The organism is Aeromonas molluscorum, from assembly GCF_051376105.1.
GTDB classification, from domain to species: Bacteria; Pseudomonadota; Gammaproteobacteria; order Enterobacterales; family Aeromonadaceae; genus Aeromonas; species Aeromonas molluscorum.
Genome location: NZ_JBPQCY010000001.1, coordinates 451,400 through 468,726, shown reverse-complemented (window position 1 = coordinate 468,726; position 17,327 = coordinate 451,400). Strand labels below are relative to the sequence as shown.

The following is a 17,327-nucleotide window of genomic DNA, read 5'->3' as shown; positions in this document are numbered from 1 at the left end:
GCGCGGCCAATATGGAAGCCCTTGCTTTGCTGCCGTTCGTGAAGACAAGGACCAGTGAGGATGATATGAGCATCATAAAAAAACAGGATTTTATCGATTCCGTCGAAGGCGCCCTGCAGTACATCTCCTACTACCACCCCCTCGATTTCGTCAATGCCATGAAAGAAGCCTATGACAAGGAAGCCAACCCGGCGGCCAAGGATGCCCTGGCCCAGATCCTGATCAACTCCCGCATGGCTGCCGAAGGGCGCCGTCCGCTCTGTCAGGACACAGGTATTGTGACCTGCTTTGTCAAAATCGGTATGCAGGTGCAGTGGGATTCTGATCTCACCGTGCAACAGATGGTGGACGAAGGGGTACGCCGCGCTTACACCAATCCGGACAACCCGCTGCGGGCCAGCATAGTGGCCGACCCGGCCGGTAGCCGTAAAAACACCAAGGACAACACCCCTGCCGTGGTGCATATCGACATGGTGCCGGGCGACAAGGTTGAGGTGAGTGTGGCGGCCAAGGGCGGTGGTTCCGAGAACAAATCCAAGATGGCGATGCTCAACCCATCGGACGATATCGTCGAGTGGGTGCTGAAAACGGTGCCGACCATGGGCGCGGGCTGGTGCCCTCCTGGCATGTTGGGGATCGGCATTGGCGGCACCGCCGAGAAGGCCGCCGTGCTGGCCAAAGAGTCTTTGATGGAGCACATCGACATTCAAGAGCTCAAGGCGCGCGGAGCCCAGACCACGGAAGAGAAGCTTCGTCTCGAGCTCCATGACAAGGTCAACAAACTTGGTATCGGTGCCCAGGGGCTGGGCGGCCTCACCACAGTACTGGATGTGAAGATAAAGTCAGCGCCGACCCATGCCGCTTCGAAGCCGGTGGTGATGATCCCCAACTGCGCCGCCACCCGCCATGTTCACTTCGAACTCGATGGCACTGGCCCTGCCGAATTGGCTGCACCTTCACTGGCCGACTGGCCCGAGATCACCTGGGAAGTGGGCGACAATGTGCGCCGGGTCAATGTGGATACGGTGACTCGTGATGAGATAGCTACCTGGCAGAGCGGCGAAACCGTGCTGCTCTCTGGCAAGATCCTGACCGGACGCGACGCCGCCCACAAGCGCATCGCCGACATGTTGAAAAACGGCGAAGGTCTGCCAGAGGGGGTCGATTTCACCAACCGCTTCATCTATTACGTCGGCCCGGTAGATGCTGTGCGTGACGAAGTGGTCGGCCCGGCGGGCCCTACTACCTCGACCCGGATGGACAAGTTTACCGAGATGATGCTGGGCGAGACGGGGCTTATCGGCATGATAGGCAAATCGGAACGCGGTCCGGCAACGGTCGAGAGTATTCGCCAGCACAAAGCCGTCTATTTGATGGCCGTTGGTGGTGCTGCCTATTTGGTGGCCAAGGCCATCAAGAAGGCTCGGGTCGTCGCCTTTGCCGACCTTGGCATGGAGGCCATCTATGAATTCGAGGTGGAGAACATGCCGGTCACTGTGGCCGTGGATGCCAGTGGCAACAATGTCCACGAGACTGGCCCGGCCATCTGGTCAGCCAAGATTGCCGAGCTCGACGGCAAGCTATCTTCCTGAGCCATAAAAGAAGCGCCGGCCAGGTTTATCAGCACATGACCTGGCACGCGCATCAGCTTAAACGGCGGCCCCAGGGCCGCCGTTTTACTTTGACAAGATGTCGGTGTTAGCGTTCATCAGCCAATCTGCTCTCCTCTATTTCCGAGGATGAAACGCACTGTCACTGACAGGGCTGAGAAAATTGAACCCCGGCGTCCCAGCCCCAGCAAAACGACCGCTAACGGAACGCACAACACTATTACAGGGCTGGCAGCTCATGGCTTTCATCATGACAGCGGTCAGGCTGAACCCGATAGTGAGACTCCAACGGGCAGCATGCCGTTGTCTCGTCCCTACGAAGAGTCAGTGGTTGAGGTAGATATCTTGCCCTGCATAGTGCACGGCCTTGTCGGTGGCGCTCTGAGCATGAAAATAGTGAGTTAGCACCCCATGGTGCTGGCTCAGGTGATGCAATCGACCTGTGTCCAGACTGATGGTTTCCGGTAACCAGGTCAGCACTGCGGCACAGCGGCTCTGACTGAGGGCTTGTTCCAGGGTGCGCTGCCAGTTCTTTATCTTGTGACCATGGACAACCAGCACATGGGCTGGATTGATGCCGTTGGCTTGCAGTTGTGCCGCAATCGGCAGGCCCGGGGGGGCTATCAGCAGGATCCAGCCTTTTGCCGCTTGGCTCGCCTGGCTCAGTGCGCCCAGCAGTTGCGAGCTATTGAACTCGGCCCCCGAGGCTGGGGAACTTGGCCGGCGACTCAGATAGCGGGTCGGCCAGGGTTGGGTCAGTCCGGCGATAAGGGGAGCAAGAGGGCGGCTCATTGGCTGGTTCATCTGCGTTTCCTGTATGAATTACCACGCTGTATATGTATACAGTAGTTGTATCTAGTCCCTCAGACAAGTCATTTGTGCTCAAAAATGTGACGCAGATATCCAGGTGAATTCATAACATTTTGATATGTATGTTTTTTATTTTTTTTACTCAGGGGTGTGGATTGTATGAAAAATGGACAGGGCTGCGATAAAGGGCCATGGTTATACAGTGTTTAACAGAGGAGCTGAACCATGGATGCCAGTACTTTGCAGCGCCTAGATGCCAATATCTTGCTAGGCATAGTCAATGAGAAGCTAAGGCTCGAATGCGACAATCTCGATGAACTGCTTGCTTACTACGACATGAGCGAGGATCAGCTTGCCACCCGCCTGCAGCAGATTGGTTATCAATATGACGGTGTCAGCAACCAGTTTAAATCCGGGCTGTTGTGAGTCCGGTTTAAATTCGGTTAACTCGTCGGGATAAAGCAGCCGCCTATTGGGCGGCTGTTTTTGCAATCTGGCGGGTGACAGTTGATGGCGTTGAATTGAAAACGATTTCAAGCGTTTGACTATTTTCAGATATTTTCAAGCCATCAAAAATCCATGCAAGCTCTGAAAACCTATTCACGATTTTTATTTTTTGATTTACTTATAACTTAATGAAATTAAATGGTTTTTGTGTTTTTTGTGGAAGGGTGTCAGGAAAGGGTTTTCATGGCGAAACTGTCATTCTCATACATTAAACTGTGACTTGCGTTAACTTTTCTGGCAACGTCATTAGCTAGTATGCCCACGCCGGAACATATTCTCAGATAACAATAATCCCGGTCCCTGGCGGGTAATCAAATTATTATTAAGTAACGAAGGAAACAGCGTTATGGCTACCAAGAAGAAGACAGAGCTGGACCTGCAACTGAACAAGGATCAGCTCAAGGCGAGCATAGTGCGCCATCTGCGCTCGACATTGGGCACCAGCGAGCAGAAAGCCTCACCTCAAGCCTGGTGGAAGGCAACCGCCGCCGCCGTCAATGAGCAGGTCTACGAACGGCTGACCCGCACCCAGCAGACTCATTTCAACAAAGATACCCGAGCTATCCACTACTTCTCGGCCGAATTCCTGATGGGGCGGCTGACCTCCAACAACCTGCACAACCTATCCCTTTATAGTGTGTGTGAAGAGGCGCTGCGCGAGCTGGGTCTGGAGCTGACCGACCTGTGCGAGCAGGAGCCTGACATGGCGCTCGGCAACGGTGGTCTGGGTCGACTCGCCGCCTGTTTCATCGATTCCCTCGCGACCCTGAACTACCCGGCGGTGGGTTATGGCCTGCACTATGAGCACGGTCTGTTTCGCCAGGAGATCCAGGATGGTCGCCAGATTGAGCGCCCGGACTCCTGGCGTGAATATGGCAACCCCTGGGAGATCTGCCGTCCCGAGTCGGTGCAGGAGATCCCCCTGTATGGCTACGTCGAGACGGTCTTTGGCGACAAGGGTGGCCTGAAGAAGGTGTGGCATGCCGGTCGCAAGATCAAAGGAGTGCCTTGGGATATTCCCGTGGTCGGGTTCGGCGGTCACACCGTCAACATATTGCGGTTGTGGGAGTCTCGTGCCTCTGAGTTCTTCGATTGGGATGTGTTCAACGCAGGGGGCTATGTCGACTCCCAGGCCGAGAAGGCCCAGGCCGAGACCATCTCCAAGGTGCTTTACCCCAATGATGAGACGGATGCGGGCAAAGAGCTGCGCCTGATCCAGCAGTACTTCTTCTGCGCCTGCTCCATCAAGGACATCATGCGCCGCTACAAGCGGGTGCATGGCAGTGACTTCAGCAATTTTGCCGCGCAAATTGCCATTCAGCTCAACGATACCCACCCGACCGTGGCCATCCCTGAGTTGATGCGGGTGCTGGTGGATGAGGAAGACTTGAATTGGGATGCCGCCTGGGCCATCTGCTATCAGGTCTTCTCCTACACCAACCACACCTTGCTGCCAGAAGCCCTGGAGAAGTGGAGTGTCAGTCTGTTCGAGAAGGTGCTGCCCCGCCATCTCGAGATCATCTACGAGATCAACGCCCGCTTCCTCGGCGATCTGGTCGAAGCCAAGTGGCCGGGTGATGATGTCATCAAGGCCAAACTCTCCATCATCGAAGAGGGGGAGGTGCGCAAGGTGCGCATGGGCAATCTCTGTGTCATCGGCTCTGCCAAGGTCAACGGCGTGGCCGAGATCCACTCCAAGCTGGTGAAAGAGGATCTCTTCCCCGAATTTGCCGCCCTCTGGCCTGATAAAATGTGCAATGTCACCAACGGGGTCACCCCGCGTCGCTGGCTGCTTGCCTGTAACCCGGAGCTCGCCGCCCTCTATGACGAGGTGGTGGGCAAGGAGTGGCCTCTGCAGCTGGACAAATTACGCGGCGTGGTCAAGTTTGCCGACGACAAGGCGTTCCAGCAGCAGTTCATGACCATCAAGCGTCATAACAAGGAAAAGCTGGTCAAGGTGATCAAGGCCGAGACCGGGATCGAGGTGGATGCCAATGCCATCTTCGATATCCAGATCAAGCGCCTGCATGAGTACAAGCGTCAGCAGCTGAATCTGATCCACATCATGGCGCTCTATCGTCGTCTGCTGGCCAATCCGGACTATGACATGCACCCAAGGGTGTTCATCTTCGGATCCAAGGCGGCCCCTGGCTACAAGCTGGCCAAAGACATCATCTATGCCATCAACAAGCTGGCGGAGCGGGTCAACAACGATACCCGTATCCAGGGCAAGTTGAAGGTGGTGTTCATGCCGAACTACCGGGTCAGCCTGGCGGAGAAGATGATCCCCGCCGCCGACGTGTCCGAGCAGATCTCTACCGCCGGCTACGAGGCATCGGGCACCGGCAACATGAAGCTGGCATTGAACGGTGCCATCACCATAGGGACCCTGGATGGCGCCAACATAGAGATAGTGGAGGAGGCGGGTGCCGAGCATTGTGCCATCTTCGGGCTGAACGTGGATGAGGTGAAGGCCCTCAAGGCGCGGGGCTACAACCCCTATGACTTCTACTATGCCAATTCCGAGCTCAAGGCGGTGCTGGACTGGTTCGATACCGACTACTTCACCCCGGGCAAGCCCGGAGAGCTCTCCTCCATCAAGCGCTCCCTGCTGGAAGGGGGCGATCCTTACCTGACCCTGGCTGACTTTGCTGCCTACTCGGAAGCGCATCAACTGGTGGATAGCTGGTATCGGGATCCGGCGCTCTGGGCCAAGAAGGCGATCATCAACTCGGCGACCATGGGCAAGTTCAACTCGGACCGATCCATTCAGGATTATGTCGAGCGGATCTGGAAACTCGAGCGCTGTAAAGTCGGTTGATACAGCCCTTGTGTTCTAAGCCCCCGCAATGCGGGGGCTTTTTTATGCGAGCGATCCGCTGACAAGCGTGCGCCAATCTGGCTTGGCTTGGCTTGGCGTGAGCCGGGCAGGGGGCAAACCCTGGCGCTGGCCAGACAGATTGGGTGAGTAGAAGGGCTGACTGAGCCGAGCTGTCGCCGCTAAGGCGATGGGGAGGCGCGGGGCTTATCGGCCCAAGGTGCGACCTGTCTCGCCAGATGTCCCTGCGCAAAGGCCCGCGGCCTTAGATTTCGCGTCTCTGGTGGGATGCGCTGCATGCGGCTTCATGCTGGCAGGTCATTAACCTGTCGGGATACGTCATAAAAAAGCCCCCGTGATGTGGGGGCTGGCTGGAGGACTCGGTAAGGCGTTAGAGAATATCTCCTACAAAATAGGCCAGGATGGCGAGCAGCAGGGTGAACACCAGGTTCAGGGCCAGACCGGCGCGCATCATCTCTCGCTGCTGAATATGGCCGCTGGCAAAGACAATGGCGTTGGGTGGCGTGGCAACGGGCAACATGAAGGCACAAGAGGCGCCGATGGCAATCAGCACTGACATCACCACGGGAGAGACGCCCAGTGCTTCGGCCACCCCGGCAAACAGGGGGATAAGCAGGGCCGCGGTCGCCGTGTTGGAGACCAGTTCGGTCAGGAACACCACGAAGGCAGCCAGGATCAGCAGCACGATGAACAGGTTGGCGTGGGCCAGCAGCTCGGAGAGGTGCTCTGCCAAAAAGGCGCTGGTACCAGTGGCTTTGAGAATGGCGCTCAGGGTCAGGCCGCCGCCAAACAGCATCAGCACGCCCCAATCGGTGTTCTGGTTGATGTCATCCCAACTGGCGACCCGGCTGATGGCGATGGCGATGATGGCGCCGATGGCGATCAGGCTGTCGAACTGAGGGATGCCGCCGAGCGCCTTGGCGATGGGCTGGGAGCCTATCCAGAGCGCAACAGTGATCAGGAAGATGGTCAGGGTCGCTTTGCGATCCCGGGTCCAGCTGATGGTGACCTGCTGACTTTCAACCCTGTGACTCAGGTCTGGACGGGTAACCAGGTAGAGCAGGGCGATGCCGCAGGGCATCAGAATGAGCACGACCGGCATGCCGAACTTCATCCAGTCGGTGAAGCTGATGCCCATCTGGGCTGCTGCGATGGCATTGGGTGGGCTGCCAACTAGCGTGCCAATGCCCCCAATGCTGGCGCTGTAGGCGATGCCAAGCAGCACGAACACATAGGTACGGCGATCCCGCTGGCTGTCGAGTTGTGACAGCAGACCTACCCCGAGGGGGAGCATCATGGCGGCGGTGGCCGTATTGCTGATCCACATCGACATGGCCGCCGTGATGGTGAACAGCAAGATGGCGCCCCAGACGAGGTGGCCGCGAGCCAGCTGCATCACCTTGGCGGCCATCAAGCGGTCCAGCCCCTGTTTGGAGAGGGCGGCGGCCAGCGCAAAGCCACCGAAGAAGAGGAACAGTATGGGGTTGGCAAAATCGGTCAGCGACTTGGCCATGTCGAATACCCCAAGCAGGGTCGCGAGCAGGGGAATGAGCAGGGCGGTAACCGTGACATGCAACGCCTCGGTCAGCCAGAGAATGGCGATGAAGACCAGGATACCCAGCCCCTTGTTGACCATGGGATCAAAGGGCAGCCATGCCAGCATGGCGCACAACAGCAGTATATCGGCGATGACGATGCCGGATCTGATGTCTAGCCAGCGGGACTGTGCATTCGGGGCGGGGTCTTGGGTGACCTTGGGTTCGACAGAGCTTTGCATAAGGCGTTCTCGGTTAATTTATGGTTGTTGTTGTGTTGCCGAGATTACGTTCATTAGCGCGTTTCAAACAGGGCCAGATCACCAAATTTTGGGGAGGCTCACAGAGCCCTGCACTCGCGTCACACTCGGTAAACATTTACAAAACAACGCATTATCAATCAGAGGTTGTTTTTTCGGCCAACCACTGTTTGAACACCATTTTCGGCATGGAACCCGCCTGCTGGGCGATGAGGCGGCCATGGCGAAACAGCAACAGGGTCGGTATGCTGCGAATGCCGTAGCGGGCCGCTATCTGGGGTTGTTGCTCGGTATCGAGCTTGACGAAGCGCACCCCCGGTTCGAGTTCCCGGGCAACCTCGGCAAAGATGGGGGCGAACTGCTGGCAGGGGCCGCACCAGCTGGCCCAGCAATCAACCACCACGGGCAGATCGGACTGGATCAGGCTGTCGAAGTGTGCCGCATCCCCCTCTATGGGGGTGTGGGCAAACAACGGCTGGCCACAGCGGCCACACTTGGCATCCTCGGGGGATTTTTCAGTGGGCAGCCGGTTTCGAGTCCGGCACTGACTACAATAGGTGGTGATGCTCGTCATGGGATGCTCCTCTATCTGTTGTGCGCTGATTTATCACATATATTTCACTTTCAGGGCAAGCTGACGCTAACATGGTCACGCCTTGATATCTTCTGTCTTGCGGGAGCACGTCACACATGAGAGTGAAAACGGGATGAATAGTAACACAAGGTCCAACCGCCTGATCTTATGTGTGGTCATCGTCACACTGCTGCTGTTTAGCGGTTACTGCTGGCGTCTGCTCAGCCAGCAGCAACGGGCTTTCGACTTGAGTGTGGCTGCCGAGCTCATTCTCAATCGGGTCAATACTGACACCGTTTACCTGTTGGGACACGAGCAGGCCAATGATGAGCAGGTGCAGCTACGCCTCGAACAGCTCTCGCTCAATCTGGACAAATTTGTGCGTAAAGTGCAGCAGGATCCGGATTCTGCTGCCAACCCCTATGCCCAGGCGCTGCTCCATAACGTTGAACGCTATCTACTCGACTTGACCCGCCTATCCTCCATGGATATGGGGCTCTCATACATAGAAAGACCCTTCCTGCAGCAGCTGCAGACTGCACTGAGCGATACCCAAGCCGATGCCAGCCTGCAACTGGCCTTGAACAGCCTGGCCCAGCAGGTTCATTACCTGAAACGAAACTGGGATCCCGCCGATGAGAAGGTCATCAACCAGCTGATCCAGCAGTTGGGCACTCACAGCGACAAGGTGCCGTCCCTGCGCAGCCTGATCCAGCTCACACAGGATGTGACCGAACAGGTCGGTGCCTATCACAAGCTGCGCAATCAGGTGATCGACATGCACGAGCTCGAGGGGTTGGTCGATTGGAAGCAGAACAAGATCCGCCAAGCCTCGGAGCTCAAGAGCCGCTTCTTCCTGCTGGTGCTGGCCGGAGCCCTGATCAGTTTTGCCCTGGTGGCCCTGACTCTCTGGCGACGCAACCAGCGACTGAGCGAACTCTCCCGGGAGACCGGGTTGTTGGCGCAGGCCAAAAGCGATTTTCTGGCCAACATGAGCCACGAGATCCGCACCCCCATGAATGCCATCATCGGCTTCAGTACCCTGGCGCTGCAGACGCCGCTCAGCCAGCAGCAACGAGATTACCTTGGCAAGATAAAGTCCTCCTCGGACACCTTGCTGCTGCTCATCAACGACATCCTCGATTTGACCAAGGTCGAGTCCGGCAAGCTGAGTCTGGAAGAGATCGATTTTGACCTGGCCGAACAGATAGATTCCCTGGCGGGCATGTTTGCCGACCTGGCAGAGCGCAAGCAGGTTGAGGTGATCATCAACAAATCGGTGGCTGTACCCGATTTTCTGCGTGGTGATCCCCTGCGCCTGGGCCAGGTATTGGTCAACTTGGTTAACAATGCCATCAAGTTTACCGAACGTGGCGAGGTGGAGGTTGCCATTACCCTCGCCAATGCTGATCCCATGCGAGTGCGTTTTAGCGTGCGTGATACCGGCATCGGTATTGCCGAGGAGAAGCTGACCCAGCTATTCCAGCCCTTCACCCAGTTGGAGGCGGGTAATACCCGCAAATATGGGGGATCTGGTCTTGGCCTCAACATCTCCCAGCGGCTGGTGGAGCTGATGGGGGGCAAGATCACCGTGCAGAGCAAACCGGGGGTAGGTTCTTTGTTCCAGTTCGAGATCCCGATGCACAAGGCGCTCTATGGGGTCTCGGGGCGGCGGGTCTTCTTCGAACAGGAGCCGCTCGTGCTGGTGATGGATGACAACGAGCTGGTGCTCGAGCTTATCAGCGGCATGCTGAGCCGATCCGGCGCCAAGGTGATACAGGCCAACAGCGTCTCGCGGGCTCGTGCCGTGTTGCATGAAGAGGGCAATAAGCTGCAACTGGCCATCTTCGACTGGCGAATGGGCCAGGAAGATGGTCTGGATCTGGCGTTGGAGATGAGCCAGCACAACCAGTGGCGACTCATCCCCATTCTGATGACCAGCGCCTGGGCGAAGGAGGGGTTGCAGGTACGGATGGAGAGCATAGGCCTCAACCACTTCCTCGCTAAACCCATGACGGAGAATGCCTTGCTCGCCAAGGTGGATGAACTGCTCAATGGCAGCTCCTTCGACAGGCGGATGCGCCAGGCTGAGGCGCAAGGGGATCAGCAGAACTTCCACGATCTGCTTCAGGGCACCCGGGTGCTGCTGGCGGAGGACAACAGGGTTAACCAGCAGCTCATCCTTGAGTACCTCAAGCGGGTCGATGTGCAGGTGACCGTGGTCAGCAATGGTCGCGAGGCGGTGGAGCGGGTCGCCGAGCAGCCGTTCGACGTCATCTTGATGGATCTGCAGATGCCGGTGCTGGATGGTCTGGATGCGACCCGGCAGATCCGCAAAATGGTCGACAAGCACGATGTGCCTATCATTGCTCTCACCGCCAGTGCCATGCCCGGAGACAGGGAGCGTTGCTTGGGCGTTGGCATGAATGGCTATGTCACCAAGCCGGTCAGCAAGCTGGATCTCTACAATAACCTCATCCAGTGGCTCAAGCCGGCAACGAGTAGTCAGGTGGTGGTCAAGCCCCCGGAGACCATGGATTTACTGGACCTGCCAGATGCCCTGCATCGGCTCGATCAGGACAGGGAAGCGCTGCAGATCCTGTTCAAACTGTTCATGGCGGAGCATAAAGATGACCTGTGGGAGATCCGCTCCGCCCTGCGTCGTCAAGACCCCAAGGCGGCGATGGGGCTGCTGCACACCCTCAAGGGCGTATCGGCCAACATCTCTGCCAGGCGACTCAATCTGATCGCCGCCGAACTCGAACGGCGATTGAATCAGGAGGAGGAGCTCAATGAACAGGATCTGGCTCGCTTGCAGCATATCTTCAGCCAAACCCGGGATAAGGTATCCCACTTCTTGCTGACGGGGGATGGCAAGGAGATGCTCATGCACGGCGAGGGGCGACTGCCACGCTTTTAACCCAAGTTTGCCGGACATGTCGCGAGGGGCCTGCTGGCCCCTTCTCTTTGATTGTCTTTCGCACCGGCGTCGACCAACGAGGGCCCATCAAATAGCAATTATTCTCACGACAGCCACTTCGCGCTATCATGTTGGCGCTGTGACCATGCCTGTTTGGGCATTTTCTTCGCCCGCCATGCGGGCCCTTGCCTATGGCACCGCCTTCATCATCAAGGATCCTGTGTGAGCGTATTTCTTCGTCTGGGTTGGTTTTTCAAGGAGCAGTGGCGCCGTTATCTCATTGCCATCTCGCTGCTGGCTGTGGTGGCGCTGCTGACGGCCATCCCGCCCAAGATAGTGGGCTGGGTAGTGGACGGCATTGGCAGTGGTCAACTCGATCAGACCAAACTGAACCAGTATCTGCTCGGCTTGCTTGGCCTTGGCATCATCATCTACCTGCTGCGCTACGTCTGGCGGGTGATGTTGTTTGGTGCCTCCTACCGGCTCGCCTATGTGTTGCGCAACCGGCTATTCGTCCATTTCACCCGCATGAGCCCGGATTTTTACCAGCGCCATCGCACCGGGGATCTGATGGCCCATGCCACCAATGATATCCAGGCGGTGGAGATGACGGCAGGCGAGGGGGTATTGACCCTGGTCGACTCCATCATGGTGGGGGCTCTGGTGCTCACCATCATGTGCAGCCAGTACTCCTGGCAGCTGACGTTGCTCTCTTTGTTGCCCCTGCCGGTGATGGCTTACTTCATGAACCGCTTTGGCAAGCAGATCTACAAGGCGTTCAAGTCGGCTCAGGGGGCCTTCTCCCGGCTCAACAACAAAACCCAGGAGGCTCTCTCTGGGGTGCGGGTGCTCAAGTCCTATGCGGTCGAATCCCTGGAAGATGAAGGGTTCGCCGCACTGACCCGGGAGGCGGGGGAGCGCAACATGGCGGTGGCGCGTATCGATGCCAAGTTCGACCCTGTCATCTATTTGTGTATCGGTTGCTCTTATTTCCTGGCGGTGGCGGGGGGCAGTGCCTTGGTGCTCAAGGATGAGATGACCCTGGGTGAGCTGACCAGCTTTACCATGTATCTGGGCCAGCTCATCTGGCCCATGTTTGCCATCGCCTGGCTGTTCAATATCATCGAGCGCGGCAGCGCTGCCTATTCGCGCATCGAACACCTGCTGGGTGAGCAGGGTGAGATTAACGAGCCCGAGGCCCCGTTGCCCTTTACCGGCGCCTTTCCGCTGCAAGCTCAAGGGGTGGGGTTTGCCTTGCAGGATCGCACCTTGCTCGAGGGCATCCAGTTCACCTTGACCGAGGGCAGCATGCTGGGGATCGTTGGCCGCACCGGCGCCGGCAAGAGCAGCCTGCTCAAGCTGTTGATGCGGCTTGCCAATCCGAGCTCGGGCACCATCCGTATGGGGGGCAATGCCATCGATGCCTTATCTCTGGAGGCGCTGCGTCGCCAGTTTGCCTATGTGCCCCAGGAGCCTTTTCTCTTCTCCACGTCCATCGCCGCCAACATCGCCCTGGGCCGTCCCGAAGCGAGCCAGCAGGAGATTGAGCGGGTGGCGCGCATCGCCTGTATGCACGACGACATAGTGCGCTTTGCCAAGGGATATCAGACCGACGTGGGCGAGAAGGGGGTCACCCTGTCCGGCGGCCAGAAACAGCGGCTCGCCATCGCCCGTGCGCTGCTGCTTGACGCACCCATCTTGGTGCTCGACGATGCGCTCTCTGCGGTGGACGCCCAGACCGAACAGCAGATATTGATGGCCCTGAAAGCGCACCGGCGCACCCTGATCCTGGTCAGCCACCGGATGACGGCGGTGGAGCAGGCTAACGAGATATTGGTGCTCGACAAGGGGCATGTCAGTGAACGAGGCAGGCATGAGACCTTGATGATCCATGACGGCTGGTATGCCGACATGGTGCGCTATCAGCGCCTGGAACATGATCTTGAGGAGAGCCTGTGAACGCGATGATGAGAGGGGGCCTTACCATTTACGCTGGCTATTCGCAGGATTGCTGCATCAGCAGGGTGCGCTACCAGCCTCTGGAACAGGATTGGGAGGTGAGTCTGTGAATCCGACCATCAAACGGTTGTTGAGTTATTGTGCTCAATACCCTGTCTGGTTGACCCAGGCCGGGATCTGCCTGCTGCTCGCCACCGGGGCCGAGGTGGCAGGCCCGCTTATCATCAAGCTGTTCATCGATGATTATTTGGCTCCGCGCAATCTCGACTGGCCGATTATCGCCACCCTGGGCGTCAGCTATCTGGGTCTGCAGCTGCTCTCGGCCGCCGGGTTCTATCTGCAATCCTTGCGTTTCAACCGCATCGCCCAAGGGGTGGTACAGCGCCTGCGCGAACAGGTGTTTGCCACCGCCATTCGTCTGCCCGCCAGCTATTTCGATACTCACCGTTCGGGGTCGCTCATCTCGCGCATCACCAACGACACCGAGGCCATCATGAACCTCTATGTGCAGGTGATTGGCCTGCTGGTACAAAAGCTGGTGCTTCTGTGCGGCATCCTCATCTCGATGGCGCTGCTGGACGTTCGACTGATGCTGGTGTGCGCGGCGCTGTTGCCGGCGGTGGGGGCGGTGATGTGGCTCTACCAGAAGTTGAGTGTGCCCGTGGTACGCGAAACTCGCAGCCTGCTGTCGGACATCAACAGTCGGCTCAATGAATCCTTGCAGGGGATGCCTGTTATCCAGGCCATGGTGCAGGAGGTGCGCTTTGCCAACGCCTTTTCCGAGCTGAATCAGCACCACTGGGCCGCGCGGCTCAAGAGCCTCAAGATCAACGGCATACTGCTGCGACCGCTCATCGACCTCTTCTACATGATGGTGCTCATCGGCCTGCTGGCACTCTTTGCCCATGAAGGTGTGGGCGTGGGGGGGGCCATTCAGGTGGGGGTACTCTATGCCTTCATCAGTTATCTGGGCCGCATGATAGAACCGCTCATCGAGATGACCAACCAGCTTAACCAGTTGCAGCAAGCCATGGTCGCGGGGGAGCGGGTATTCGCCCTGCTCGATGAGGGGCGCGAGAGTACCGATGGCCGGAGTGCTCCCCTGGCGGGCCGGGTGAGTTTCCATGAGGTGGATTTCTCCTACGATGGCGAGCAGCCCGTGTTGCAGGGCGTGAGCTTCAGCGTCTCTCCCGGCCAGATGCTGGCGCTGGTGGGCCACACCGGCAGCGGCAAGTCCACCATCATCAGCCTGCTGATGGGCTTTTACCCCATAGACAGCGGCGAGATCCGCTTCGATGACACGCCTTTGGCCACTCTGTCGCTGGCGGCAGTACGGCGCAGCATAGGTCTAGTGCAGCAAGATCCCTTTATCTTCGTCGGAACCCTGGCCGAGAACCTGCGTTTGGGGCGTGAAGGCATCGATGAGACGAGGCTGTGGCAGGCGCTCGATGAGGTGCAACTGGCCGAGTTTGTGGCCCAGTTGCCGGATGGAATCGCGACCCAACTGGAGGAGGGGGGCAAGAACCTTTCCGCCGGCCAGCGTCAGTTGCTCTCCTTTGCCCGGGCCCTGGTGGGCGATCCGCGCATTCTCATTTTGGATGAGGCGACCGCGAGTGTGGACTCCCAGACCGAGTTGGCGCTCTCCAAGGCGCTGGCGGCGGCGCGCCGGGGGCGCACCACCATCGCCATTGCCCACCGACTCTCCACCATAGTCGATGCAGACGAGATCCTGCTGCTGACCCGTGGTCAGGTGAGCGAGCGCGGCAGCCACCAGGGGCTGATGGCCCAGCAAGGCCACTATGCCCAGCTGTTCGAGATGCAGAGCCAGGGAGCCTGGCTCGAAGAGAAGCGGGCTTAGAGGCAGGGTAATACGCAATCAAAAAAACAGTCGGCCTGGGCCGACTGTTTTTTTATTAGGTGTGCTGATGGCGAAAATTACACTTTTGCCTTGCTGCGCTGCTCCAGCTTGGGTTGCTGGGGCGGGAAGTCGTCGTTGAAGAAGGTGTCGGCCTCTTCAATCTGTGCCTTGCGCTGTTTTTGAATGAAGGCGTCGAAATCCTTTTTGATCTCGGGATCCTTGAGCGCCTCATAGTCAAACACGTTGGCGGCGTAGAGATAGTTGAAGTAGATATCGACGAATTCGGCGCTGGCGCAGGCCGAGGTGAACTTGCTGTTCTGCCTGTCGAAGTTGATGCGGTACTGCTTGATCTTCGGAACATAGACCAGCTCGGTGCCTACCTTGAAGACTTCCACCGTGATCCCGACTGTGATGGTCTTGTAGAAGTCCTTGTTGTTCTCCACCCCGAAGCGGATGGCATCCCCCTGTTTTTCCAGGAACTTGTTGAAGCTGGACAGCGCCGTGGTGCCCTGGCTCACCACCACATCCATGATGAAGTTGATGAAATCGGTGGCGATGCTGAGCCCCTTGATGTGGCGGCTGTAGCTCTGCTGATCGATCTTGCTCGGCCCCATCAAGGGTATCTTGGAGAGCGCCCTGGCCCAGAGATCGGCATCCGTCTTGTACTGATCGCCATAGGCCTCGGCGTAACGGTTGATGTAGGAGGTGACCACCGAGGTGACGGCGATGAGATAGGCCTTCTGCTCGGCCAGCTTGGCCATGACGGCGGGATCGTCCAGCAGCTCGTTGGCCACGATGAACTCGACCAGACCATCCTTGTCGGCATAGGGATCGTCGCCGATCGACTTGCTTTGAGGCAGGCGGGCATCGTTGAAGAAGGCATGGGCTTCGGCGAACTGATCGCGAGGGTTGAGGCGGTTGGGGCTCGCCTCAGACAGGAGGTGGCAGAGCACTATTTCGGCGCTGTAGTCCGACTCGCGCAGGGTGAATTGGATCTGGTTGCCAAAGGTCTTTCGATAGGCATGGTTGAAGTCGATCAAGACGGAGCTGCAACCGCAATCCATGGCGAAATCCACCGAGTAGCTCAAGGGACCGGAGGGGAGTGGCTTGCTCATTCGTCCCTGGACTGACAGGTTTGCATAGCACTTGAGGTACTCCTTGCCAAAGAGCTCGTAGGCACGGTTGTTATTGAAACTCAAAGAGAAAGTACCTGCGCTTTCACCGCCATTGAACAACTGTTTATCGTTACTCATCTCAATATCCTTTTAAAGAGAATGACTCTGTGACAGGCCCTGGCTGGCTACCCAGAACAAGGCCTGAAGAGCCTAGTGACGCACGGGGGAAAACGTTACTGTTATATATGTCAGTTGTGGTCAGGCTGGGCTGAGCTAGTCGGGCAGAAGGAGACGAAAAAGGGCCGATTTCAGGCAGTTAGCAACCAGGTTTTGAACGACATAAAGTTGGCTTGGGGGAAAATCATCTGAATGAGGGAGATATAAGCCCTTGAATCTAAATTGTCATACAGGCAACATCTCTTTTACACCAACTCATCGGATCAGTTAGCAATGGACCTGCAACGCCTCAAAGCCAACCTCGGCCTGCGCCTCTTCGCCTGGCGCTATATCCCTCTCATCGGCTTTTGTGGCCCGGTTATCGAACGGATGGATGAACGCGCCCTGCGCATTCGGATGCCACTTGGCTGGCGCACTCGCAATCACCTGGGCAGCATGTATTTTGGCGCCTTGGCAACCGGTGCCGATCTGGTGGGCGGGCTGCTGGTGATGGAGAAGGGGCGGGCAAGGGGCAAGAAGGTGCATTTTGCCTTCAAGGATGTACAAGGAGACTTTCTCAAGCGCCCAGAGGGGGATGTTCAGTTTGATTGTGCAGCCGGGGCGGCGATAGATGCCATGATAGATGACTCCCTGGCGAGCGGGCAGCGCATCAACCGGCCAATCGAGGTGGTGGCCACCTGTCCTTCACTCAGTGGAGATGAACCGGTGGCGCGCTTCACACTGACCCTGTCAATCAAGGCCAGCTAGCCGGCAGGATCTGCCGGTGTCCAAGCAAAGATCGTTTTTCGCACCCAGGGGATAACGCGTGCTCAAACAGATGCCGCCAGCAGGCGCTGGCGACAGGGGGATCAGGCTATCTCCGGGCTCAGGCCGGCTTTGACCACCACCTTGCTGCCATTGAAGTTCACGACTTGTTCGGCCACTATCTTGCAGCGCTTGCGAGTCTCGATCTGGCCATCTACCTCGACCAAGCCTTCGGCGATCAGTGCCTTGGCGGCACCGCCGCAATCGGCCCACCCCTGGTGTTTGAGCAGATCGCACAGGGCAACGAAGGGGTGACCTTCCAGCAGAAACGTCTCCATGGGAACTTCCTCTTTTTATGATGCATAAGCGCAGGGCGGCTATTTTAGGCAGTTACCCCGGACATGGAAAGGGTTAGCCGT

At 57.7% G+C, this 17,327-nt stretch carries 12 protein-coding genes; 7 read left to right on the top strand and 5 right to left on the bottom strand.

What is annotated here, in order from left to right:
- The first annotated feature begins 65 nt into the window (after positions 1-65).
- Positions 66-1,592 carry a fumarate hydratase gene (locus tag ACSMDR_RS02225; protein ID WP_436466876.1) on the top strand — a complete coding sequence of 509 codons (1,527 nt, stop codon included), beginning with the start codon at positions 66-68 and terminating at the stop codon, positions 1,590-1,592.
- A 342-nt stretch (positions 1,593-1,934) separates the two neighbouring features.
- Here the strand turns inward: ACSMDR_RS02225 and ACSMDR_RS02220 are convergent, their stop codons facing one another.
- Positions 1,935-2,414: a cell division inhibitor gene (locus ACSMDR_RS02220; protein WP_436466875.1), complete on the bottom strand. Its 480-nt coding sequence runs from the start codon at positions 2,412-2,414 to the stop codon at positions 1,935-1,937.
- Positions 2,415-2,645: 231 nt separating this feature from the next.
- Here ACSMDR_RS02220 and ACSMDR_RS02215 point away from each other — a divergent pair, with 231 nt between their 5' ends.
- Positions 2,646-2,846 carry a DUF4250 domain-containing protein gene (locus tag ACSMDR_RS02215; protein WP_005895947.1) on the top strand — a complete coding sequence of 67 codons (201 nt, stop codon included), beginning with the start codon at positions 2,646-2,648 and terminating at the stop codon, positions 2,844-2,846.
- 427 nt (positions 2,847-3,273) lie between these two features.
- Entirely contained in the window at positions 3,274-5,748 is a 2,475-nt protein-coding gene (locus tag ACSMDR_RS02210) for a glycogen/starch/alpha-glucan phosphorylase (RefSeq protein WP_436466874.1), read from the top strand.
- Between the two features lie 388 nt (positions 5,749-6,136).
- Here the strand turns inward: ACSMDR_RS02210 and ACSMDR_RS02205 are convergent, their stop codons facing one another.
- Together ACSMDR_RS02205 and trxC are read right to left on the bottom strand one after the other, a co-directional pair.
- A complete protein-coding gene (locus ACSMDR_RS02205; RefSeq protein WP_436466873.1) occupies positions 6,137-7,543 on the bottom strand; it encodes an SLC13 family permease in 1,407 nt (468 codons plus the stop codon).
- Positions 7,544-7,697: 154 nt separating this feature from the next.
- Positions 7,698-8,135, bottom strand: a complete 438-nt coding sequence (gene trxC / locus ACSMDR_RS02200) for a thioredoxin TrxC (RefSeq protein ID WP_436466872.1) — start codon at positions 8,133-8,135, stop codon at positions 7,698-7,700.
- Between the two features lie 133 nt (positions 8,136-8,268).
- On the opposite strand from trxC, the gene ACSMDR_RS02195 reads away from it, so the two are divergent.
- The 3 genes from ACSMDR_RS02195 (at position 8,269) to ACSMDR_RS02185 (ending at position 14,872) form a co-directional block, all read left to right on the top strand.
- Entirely contained in the window at positions 8,269-11,055 is a 2,787-nt protein-coding gene (locus tag ACSMDR_RS02195) for a hybrid sensor histidine kinase/response regulator (RefSeq protein ID WP_436466871.1), read from the top strand.
- A 222-nt stretch (positions 11,056-11,277) separates the two neighbouring features.
- Positions 11,278-13,014, top strand: coding sequence for an ABC transporter transmembrane domain-containing protein (locus tag ACSMDR_RS02190; protein ID WP_436466869.1), 1,737 nt, complete (start codon positions 11,278-11,280; stop codon positions 13,012-13,014).
- 106 nt (positions 13,015-13,120) lie between these two features.
- Complete coding sequence (locus ACSMDR_RS02185) at positions 13,121-14,872, top strand: ABC transporter transmembrane domain-containing protein (RefSeq protein WP_436466868.1); 1,752 nt, start codon at positions 13,121-13,123, stop codon at positions 14,870-14,872.
- A gap of 77 nt (positions 14,873-14,949) precedes the next feature.
- Here the strand turns inward: ACSMDR_RS02185 and ACSMDR_RS02180 are convergent, their stop codons facing one another.
- Entirely contained in the window at positions 14,950-16,125 is a 1,176-nt protein-coding gene (locus ACSMDR_RS02180) for an Evf family palmitoylated virulence factor (protein WP_436466867.1), read from the bottom strand.
- 312 nt (positions 16,126-16,437) lie between these two features.
- On the opposite strand from ACSMDR_RS02180, the gene ACSMDR_RS02175 reads away from it, so the two are divergent.
- Complete coding sequence (locus ACSMDR_RS02175; RefSeq protein WP_005895929.1) at positions 16,438-16,911, top strand: PaaI family thioesterase; 474 nt, start codon at positions 16,438-16,440, stop codon at positions 16,909-16,911.
- Positions 16,912-17,012: 101 nt separating this feature from the next.
- Here the strand turns inward: ACSMDR_RS02175 and ybcJ are convergent, their stop codons facing one another.
- Positions 17,013-17,246, bottom strand: a complete 234-nt coding sequence (gene ybcJ, locus ACSMDR_RS02170) for a ribosome-associated protein YbcJ (protein WP_436466866.1) — start codon at positions 17,244-17,246, stop codon at positions 17,013-17,015.
- Positions 17,247-17,327: the final 81 nt, after the last annotated feature.